We start from the raw sequence: 8,586 nt of genomic DNA on the forward strand, positions 1-8,586 counted from the left end.
GGCCCTGTCAAGAGGTTTTGACTTGGCGTCAGGTTTCATATAGAATTATTACCCATGAAGGTCGGTTTCCTCTATGATGACGTATTCCTCGGACATGAGGCTCCTTATCCGCATCCTGAGTGCAAAGAGCGCCTCATCGCAATCGTCGATACCCTGAAAGGTTCTCCTCTCTGGGAAAAGCTCATCCATATCAAGCCGAGAAGGGCCGAATTGAGCGAGATCGAGATGGTGCATCATCGGCACTATGTTGAGAAGGTCAGGAAATTCCGGCAGGGTTATCTCGACCCCGACACCTATGTCTCTTACGGCAGCCTCGACGCGGCCCTCTTTGCTGCAGGCGCGGTGATGGAGGCAGTCGACGGGTGCAAGCGCGGCGATATCCTGAGGGCCTTTTGCGCTGTCAGGCCGCCGGGTCATCACGCCGAGGCCGACAGGGCAATGGGTTTCTGCCTTTTCAATAATATTGCGATAGGCGCACGACACGCACAGGAGGCGGGCTACGGGAAGGCCTTCATTATCGACTTTGACGTCCATCACGGAAACGGTACCCAGCATACCTTTGAAGATGACGACAGGGTCTTTTATTTCAGCACCCATCAATATCCCCATTATCCGGGCACGGGCAGCACAGAAGAGAAAGGAAGGGGAAAGGGGGAGGGGTTCACCTGCAATATCCCGATGTCAGGAGGTTCCGGCGATAGGGAATATAGAACTGCCTATCACGATGTCCTGCCTGGCCTGGTGAAGGGATTCAAGCCGGATATTCTTCTCGTCTCAGCAGGGTATGATATTCACCAAGACGACCCTCTCGCATCCATTCGGGTCTCTGACGATGGAATCAGGAGTATTGTCAGTGCCATTCTTTCATTTGCCTTGCCCACGGTCTTTGCACTCGAAGGCGGTTATAATCTCCGCTCCCTCGCGAGGTCGGTCTCCATCACCATCGAAGAGATGATGAAGGACTGATGGTCCGTTAGGGAGGTAAACGAGCCTGTGTAATTCATTTATGACTTCGAGCACCGAGAAGCGGATGTCGGCCAGGTGAGAAGCCGGCTGAATGATCTCGGCTAGAAATGCCTCTCCCGCTTAAAGACGACAACCGCCAGAGGCGGCAGGGTGATGCTTAGGCAGTACGGTCTCAGCTGGAAAGGCTCATGCTTTGCGAGGACCCCTCCCCCATTCCCCATGTTGCTTCCTCCATAATAGACAGAATCGCTGTTCAGGATCTCCCGGTAAAAACCCGGCTCAGGCACGCCTATCCGATACCCCAGACGCGGCACCGGCGTGAAGTTGCAGACAAACACCGTGAAGTCTGATGGGTCCTTAGCCCTCCTCAGGAAAGAGACGATGCTTCCTTCGACATCATGAAAATCTATCCACTCGAAGCCTTTGTAGTCGAAGTCTATCTCATGGAGAGAAGGTTCTGACCGATAGATCCTGTTGAGTTCCTGCACAAACCTCCTGAGTCTCTCGTGAGGATCGAACTCGAGGAGGTGCCAATCAAGGCTTTTATCAAAGTTCCATTCATCCCACTGGCCGAACTCTCCACCCATGAAGAGGAGTTTCTTTCCAGGGTGGCCGAACATGAATCCATAGAGTAATCTCAGGTTGGCGAACTTCTGCCATATATCACCGGGCATCTTGCTCAGCAGCGATCCCTTCCCGTGCACCACTTCGTCATGGGAGAGGGGCAGGGCAAAGTTCTCGGTGAAGGCGTAAAGGAGACTGAAGGTGAGGTTGCCATGGTGATATTTTCTGTGAACGGGATCTTTTGAGAAATATTCGAGGGTATCGTTCATCCAGCCCATGTTCCATTTCATGCTGAATCCGAGGCCGCCGAGATACGTCGGTTTCGAAACATGGGGCCATGCAGTCGATTCTTCAGCGACCGTGAGGATCCCCGGATAGTACTGATGCGATACCTCGTTGAACTTCTTGAGGAAGTCGATGGCTTCGAGGTTCTCTCTCCCTCCGTACACATTCGGAATCCATTCGCCCTCTTTCCTCGAATAATCGAGATAGAGCATGGACGCAACAGCGTCGACGCGAAGACCGTCAATATGGTATTTGTCAAACCAGAAGAGTGCATTCGAAAGGAGGAAGCCTCTCACTTCAGCCCTTCCGTAATTGAAGATCTTTGTCCCCCAGTCAGGATGGAAGCCCTTCCTCGGGTCTTCATGCTCATAGAGAAAGGTTCCGTCAAAGAATCCGAGGCCGTGTCCGTCTGTCGGAAAGTGGGCCGGGACCCAATCGAGGATCACACCAATTCCCTCCTGATGGCATCGGTCGACAAAATACATGAAGTCCTTCGGTTCACCGAACCTGCTTGTCGGCGCAAAATACCCGATGGTCTGGTACCCCCAGGAGGCATCGAGGGGATGCTCATTGATCGGAAGGAGCTCTAAGTGGGTGTACCCCATCTCCTTCACGTAAGGGATGAGTCTCTCCGCAAGTTCACGATACGTTAGCCACCGCTCCTTTTCCCCCGGTACCCGCATCCATGAGCCGAGATGGACCTCATGGATTGAAATGGCGGATTCGAGCCATGGTGTCCGGCTTCTCCCTTCAATCCATGAAGCGTCACCCCAGGGGTACCCGTTGATGTCGTATACCAGTGATGCGCTCTTGGGTCTCAGTTCGAAAAAGAAGCCGAAGGGGTCTGATTTCTGGATGACATATTTCTGGATCTTTGACCTCACCTCGAACTTATAGGGCATCCCTTCAGGAATTCCCGGAATAAAGACCGACCATATTCCCGAAGAGCCTAAGGACTGCATGGGGTGTATCTTAGCGTTCCAGTTATTGAAATCGCCGACAACGCTTACCCGTTTTGCATTGGGAGCCCATACGGCAAAATGCACGCCCTTAACACCGTCTATCTCTACCATCTGGGCGCCGAGCCTCTCATACTGCTTGAGGTGGCTGCCTTCACCGATGAGGTGGAGATCAAAATCGGTCAGTATCGTCTTCCTTTTGTCAGTTTTCATGACCCCTGTCCCGCTCATTCTACCGTGAACGGTCCTTCTTCTTCTGAAAATCTACCTTCACGACCTTGGAATGATCGGAACAGTGTCTCGTCTTTGCAGATTCTCTGTCGCAGGCTTGCATATTCCTATCCGCTGTCTCGGCAGCCGGCTGTGGTGCGATCATGAACTGGGCGTTGAGCTCGGGAGAGTAAATAAGAACGATATCGTCGGCCGGTATGTAACACTTGTGGGGGGCCGTGCCGAAGACGAGGGAAGTCGAGATGCCGGAATCGTCCCAGGAGAAACGCATCTTGGTGTTGAAGACGAGGACGATACCGTTCTTCATTTCGTCCTCGGTAAAACCCCGTGCCCCGATCACCACCCTGTCGGAATACCGCACGACGATGAAAACACGGCCGATGAGATCGAGCATCCCGTAAAAGACGGTCTTCTTGAGTTCGTTCATTGATTCCGGCATGCTATGAAATTGTAACAGATTGCAGAAGGTTTTTGATATTCCATCTCTTGCGTATTGCCCTGAGACTTTCTCTTAATATATAATGATGGTGTTCCCGGGTAGCTCAGCCGGCAGAGCGGGTGGCTGTTAACCACCTTGTCGGGGGTTCGAGTCCCTCCCCGGGAGCTTAACCTTTTCAGTCCTTTTTTTCAGGGCTGCCTTCGCCCCCCTTGAATACCAGTTTTCACCTGATCAAGCATGTCGCAATCGAAACGGAAATTCTTGTCATGTGTCGTCGAGCAATTCCAGGGTAATAGCCGACGGTGTTGGTTGCTTTCGGCATTCAATGGTCAGTAGCGCCATTCCTCAGAAAAGATATTTTTGTCGAGAAGTATGCACAGCCCCTCAAATACGATTAAGGCAGTCTTAGCGTCTAGGATTCAATAAATAATCGTTCCTGTTATTTTTGATCAATTATTTTTTTCAGGTGATTAAACCCCGACGCCGCAGTGGGCCAGCCCGCATAAAATGCAATATGCGTAATCGCGGCTACAAGCTCCTCCTTCGTGAGGCCGTTCTCAAGAGCCTTTTTAAGATGAAAATCAACTTGCTCGATACGATTTAGCGCCACTAAGCATGTAACGGTAATTAAGCTCTTATCGCGCTGCGAGAGGCCGGGGCGTTTCCAGATGTCACCGAAAAGGAAATCCTGTGTAAGTTTCGCAAATTCCGGTGCTATAGCCGTTAAGTCATCTATCGCTCTTTGTTGTTCGCTGCTGTTTGCCATATGTATCTCCCTTCTCTTTGTTTGATTACCTCATCTTGGTCATCCTATCCGCCAATTCGTATGCTATCTCTCCTGCCTCGATCCTACAAAGACGTGATATGTGACTGCGTCCCAGGCATTGTGAATGCCCACAAACAGAAGCAGCAGTACTGCAGCGCCTACGAGAAACAGGGCTGGGCGCGTATGGGAGCTAACCGAGAATGCCGATATGGCCAGAACCGCGTATGCCACAATGGAAGCAGAACATGAAATAACCAGTCCTCTAACACAGGTTTATAGGCGTTTTGCACGCGCATACGCCTGGCCACGACCACGACGTACACTACACCACAGAGAGCCACTAATCCCCAAAGGACTGAAACAGATGCAAGCCCGTTCCATGGCGCGTTTCCAATCGCCGAAAGCAACAGCACGACACCAAAATGCACAATCGTAGGCGTCGCAAATGCGGCGCCGGCCGCTTGCGCGTCACCTACGATCGGTTTTGCGGCTATGAGAGTAATGACAACGAACTGCAAGCCGATCAGGGCGCCGGCAGAGGAGCCGACGATTACATAGAAGTTTTCCCATCCGTTGAGCACTGTCATGATTGATCCACCTCCTTCGTAACACCCATATGCTACAACTCTTTCTCAGCCCTCTATGACATATGACTCGCTTGTCGATTCCTGTGCTATTCGAATGGGTTATATCCTGGTTTCAGGACGTCCATAAAGGTATTGATGCCGCTCAGGCTGCAGGGAAATCCGCATGGCGTATAACTGCACAAGGATTTCCTTGATTTCATTAATAGTCAAACCGGCATCCAGCCCTTCGTTCAGGGCAGTTTTCAGTTTCTGCAAATAACCGTTGGCGGTGAAGGCCGCAATGGTGACGATCTTTTCCTGTTTTGCCTTCAAGCCTTCTTTTTTCATGGTCTGTGCCTCCGAAATGGTTGCAATGCTAAACACTGAGATAAAAATGCCTGCCAGAATTGCTATGCGCATCGTGCCGGTGAACCAATCGGCCAGTCCTTTGCCGGAAGGCTGTGAGCGCCTTCTTTTGATTTCCATGTCTCACTCTTGATTTAAGGGCGCAGCAGCGTTTTGATCGCGCGGCGCTCGTCCATTGCGCGATAGCCCTCCGCAACCTGGTCAAGCGGGAGGGTCAGGTCGAACACCTTGCCGGGATTGATCTTCCCGTTCCACACCAGATCGATCAGATCAGGCAGGAAGCGGCGCACCGGGGCAGGCCCGCCGTGGAGATGAACATGAGCGAAGAACAGCTCCTGGCCGTTCAGCTCGACCCCGTGCGGGACTCCGACGTAGCCCACGTATCCGCCCGGGCGTGTGGAACGGATCGCCTGCATCATCGACTCCTGGGTGCCGACGCACTCCAGCACCGCGTCAGCGCCGATCCCCTTCGTCAGCTCCTTAATGCGGGCAACGCCCTCGTCACCGCGCTCGGTCACGATGTCGGTCGCGCCGAACTCGCGGGCAAGCTTCTGCCGCGCCTCGTGACGGCTCATCGCGATGATACGCCCGGCGCCCATCTGCTTGGCGGAGAGCATGCCGAGGAGTCCGACCGCCCCGTCACCGACGACTGCGACTGTCTTCCCCGGTTTCACGTCAGCAGCAACAGCGGCAAACCACCCGGTGCCCATGACGTCTGAAAGCGTTAGAAGGCTCGGGATCAGGTCGCCCGAAGGAACCTCCGGAGTGGCCACCAAGGTGCCGTCCGCAAGCGGGACGCGCAGGAGGGGTGCCTGCGCACCGCCGACGAGTTCCCGATGTTGGCAGGACGACTGGTAGCCAATCTGGCAGTGGGGACATGTGTTGTCTGAAGTGAAAAATGAACCGATGACAAACTGGCCGCGCTTGATCGAGGTGACCGAGCTGCCGAGCTCCTCAACAATGCCGCAGTACTCATGCCCCATCGGGGTCGGCCCGCTGCTGGTCGACTGGATGCCGCGGTAGGGCCACAGGTCGGACCCGCACACGCAGGCGGCCGAGATCCTGATGATAGCATCCGTCGGTTTGATGATTGTCGGCGTGGCGCGCTCCTCGAAACGTATGTCGCGCGGACCGTAGAGAATTGCTCCTCGCATGATTTTTCTCCTCCTTTACATCTTGTATCCCGGTTTTTTGCAGAGCTTCCCTGGGCCGTTCAGAATGTCCGGCTCGTAAACCTTCTCCTTCCAGTCCTGTGATCTGACTTCTTCGATGGAGACGGAAACCGATTCTCCGACAAGAAATTTACGGCGGTCCAACATGGCAGGACCCTGCTCTTCCTGCTGGTTCTTTGTCTGTTGAGAAACACTTTCTTTGATGTCCATTTCTTTCTCCTTCCCGGCTTCTCTGAGGCTTACACTTTTCCCCCCATTTCATATGCCTGGGTCATCGCCTTACTTCCTTTGATATCTCCCATATTCCATGCGCCGGTTCCATAGATGATCCCCTTTTCCCTTGCCCCGGTAAGGCAGGAGGTAAATCCTCTGAATCCTTCCAGGGTCCTTTCCATTGCCTGCTTCCTGCTGTCCGCGGCAGTCACAATGAAATACATCTCCTTATTGCTGATCTCGGCATATCTCGCACATGTTCTGTCGATCAATGTTTTCATCTGTGCGTTCATGGTGTAAAAATAGACAGGCGTTGCCATCACGAGCACGTCGGCAGCTACCATTTTATCCAGGACCTCAGCCATATCATCCTTCTGAACACACATGCCCCCGTTGCTCTGACAAACACCGCATCCAGTACAATAAGTGATCTTTTTGTCCCGTAAGAATATCTTCTCCGCCTGATGACCTGCTTCTCTAGCCCCGTGCATGAACCGATCGCATAACAGATCGGAATTCCCGCCTTTTCTTGGGCTTGCTGACAATATTAATACCTTTTTTGTCATATACGTCATCCTCTTCACATTTTATCAGTCTTCGAGCTGCGCTACGTACCGCTTATAGGCCGGTCCTTTTCTCAAGTGCTTCGGGGTATCGCGCCCCCTGAATTGTGATCTTTGAAGCGACGCTGTCGATTTCACGCAGGTCCTCGGAGGTCAGTTCGACGTTCACTGCTCCGATGTTCTCGTCCAGCCGCGAAAGCTTTTTGGTCCCAGGAATCGGCACTATCCACGGCTTCCGGGCAAGAAGCCAGGCGAGCGCTATCTGAGCAGGTGTCGCTTTCTTTCGTCCTGCGACCTTGCGAAGCAGATCAACCAGGGCCATATTAGCTTTCCGGGCCTCCGGCGTAAAGCGCGGAACAATGTTGCGGAAGTCGGACTTATCAAATGTCGTTTTCTCGTCGATCTTTCCCGTAAGGAAGCCTTTACCAAGAGGACTGAATGGAACGAGCCCGATTCCGAGTTCCTCAAGAGTCGGCAGCAATTCCTCTTCAGGCCGTCTCCACCAGAGTGAGTATTCGCTCTGAATTGCTGTTACCGGCTGGACCGCATGCGCGCGGCGGATCGTTTTCACTCCGGGTTCGGAAAGACCGAAGTGCTTGACCTTCCCCTCCCGAATCAGTTCCTTAACTGTCCCAGCCACTTCTTCGATCGGCACATTAGTATCTACACGGTGTTGATAGTAGAGATCGATGGCATCGACCCTGAGTCGCCTGAGCGAGCCCTCGACGCTCAGTCTGATCTGCTCGGGGCGACTGTCTTGGACCTGCTGCCCGTCGGAACCCGTCGTGATCCCGAACTTGGTGGCTATTGCCACCTTCCCGCGGAAAGGAACAAGAGCCTCGCCGACTAGTTCCTCATTCGTATAGGGGCCATAAATCTCGGCAGTGTCGAAGAATGTGACCCCGCGTTCCACGGCTTTCCGGATAAGAGCAATCATCTCCTGCTCGTCTCCCGGCTGACCATAAGCAATGCTCATTCCCATGCAGCCTAAGCCAAGAGCTGAAACCTCCAAGTTGCTTTTCCCCAATTTGCGTTTTTTCATTGTTCCTCCTTTCACCTGTTTTAGGTCTGCTCTACTCATGATTTAATTTTAATTCTGAATAAAACAAAGGCGATAGTCCAATCCTGCTAATTTATTGCCTAATCGTCCGAGCTCTCGACAAATTGGTTGTTATGGTGAAGTGAGGACTGGTATTATTAAGAAAAGGAGGCATTAATGTATAAGCTGACCAAGAATCAGACAATTGAGGATAACAACCTGAAAGTTGCGATTGAGGCCTTGGCAAAGAGTATTGCCCGACGGACTGATAAACCAGACCGGATCATGACCGCGATCCCGGGCTTGTCACTTTTTCGGCGGCATGATTCTTCCTGACGCTGGCCCTGAAATATCCGTTGTCCTTCACTACCTCCACCGTGTAGTAGGCTCTTACGTGCCAACGGTCGAGGATCTCCTCGGCCTGCCTGAGGAGGGAATCCTCCGTTGACCGTCCATC

General features: G+C 52.8%; 10 protein-coding genes and 1 tRNA gene. 2 read left to right on the plus strand and 9 right to left on the minus strand.

Translation table 11 applies throughout. The features are described 5' to 3' along the window. Positions 1-54 precede the first annotated feature (54 nt). Positions 55-966 (plus strand): histone deacetylase, encoded by a 912-nt coding sequence (locus tag VFG09_13800; GenBank protein HET6516230.1) that lies wholly within the window; start codon positions 55-57, stop codon positions 964-966. A gap of 101 nt (positions 967-1,067) precedes the next feature. Here VFG09_13800 and glgB read toward each other — a convergent pair whose 3' ends face one another. Both glgB and VFG09_13810 read right to left on the minus strand, forming a co-directional pair. Next, on the minus strand, positions 1,068-2,987 hold the full coding sequence (gene glgB / locus VFG09_13805; protein HET6516231.1) for a 1,4-alpha-glucan branching protein GlgB: 1,920 nt from the start codon (positions 2,985-2,987) through the stop codon (positions 1,068-1,070). Positions 2,988-3,006: 19 nt separating this feature from the next. Next, a complete protein-coding gene (locus tag VFG09_13810) occupies positions 3,007-3,432 on the minus strand; it encodes a ClpXP protease specificity-enhancing factor SspB (GenBank protein HET6516232.1) in 426 nt (141 codons plus the stop codon). 104 nt (positions 3,433-3,536) lie between these two features. On the opposite strand from VFG09_13810, the gene VFG09_13815 reads away from it, so the two are divergent. Further along, a tRNA-Asn gene (locus tag VFG09_13815) sits at positions 3,537-3,609 on the plus strand. Between the two features lie 274 nt (positions 3,610-3,883). Here the strand turns inward: VFG09_13815 and VFG09_13820 are convergent. The 7 genes from VFG09_13820 to VFG09_13850 form a co-directional block, all read right to left on the minus strand. Next, positions 3,884-4,210 carry a carboxymuconolactone decarboxylase family protein gene (locus VFG09_13820; GenBank protein ID HET6516233.1) on the minus strand — a complete coding sequence of 109 codons (327 nt, stop codon included), beginning with the start codon at positions 4,208-4,210 and terminating at the stop codon, positions 3,884-3,886. 158 nt (positions 4,211-4,368) lie between these two features. Further along, complete coding sequence (locus VFG09_13825) at positions 4,369-4,797, minus strand: hypothetical protein (protein ID HET6516234.1); 429 nt, start codon at positions 4,795-4,797, stop codon at positions 4,369-4,371. Positions 4,798-4,896: 99 nt separating this feature from the next. Beyond that, positions 4,897-5,262, minus strand: coding sequence for a carboxymuconolactone decarboxylase family protein (locus tag VFG09_13830; GenBank protein HET6516235.1), 366 nt, complete (start codon positions 5,260-5,262; stop codon positions 4,897-4,899). A gap of 14 nt (positions 5,263-5,276) precedes the next feature. Continuing rightward, positions 5,277-6,296, minus strand: coding sequence for a zinc-dependent alcohol dehydrogenase family protein (locus tag VFG09_13835; GenBank protein ID HET6516236.1), 1,020 nt, complete (start codon positions 6,294-6,296; stop codon positions 5,277-5,279). Positions 6,297-6,311: 15 nt separating this feature from the next. Next, positions 6,312-6,524, minus strand: coding sequence for a hypothetical protein (locus tag VFG09_13840; GenBank protein HET6516237.1), 213 nt, complete (start codon positions 6,522-6,524; stop codon positions 6,312-6,314). A 29-nt stretch (positions 6,525-6,553) separates the two neighbouring features. Beyond that, positions 6,554-7,102: a flavodoxin family protein gene (locus VFG09_13845; GenBank protein HET6516238.1), complete on the minus strand. Its 549-nt coding sequence runs from the start codon at positions 7,100-7,102 to the stop codon at positions 6,554-6,556. Between the two features lie 43 nt (positions 7,103-7,145). After that, positions 7,146-8,132: an aldo/keto reductase gene (locus tag VFG09_13850; protein HET6516239.1), complete on the minus strand. Its 987-nt coding sequence runs from the start codon at positions 8,130-8,132 to the stop codon at positions 7,146-7,148. Positions 8,133-8,586 lie beyond the last annotated feature (454 nt).

The organism is Thermodesulfovibrionales bacterium (assembly GCA_035686305.1).
Taxonomy (GTDB): domain Bacteria; phylum Nitrospirota; class Thermodesulfovibrionia; order Thermodesulfovibrionales; family UBA9159; genus DASRZP01.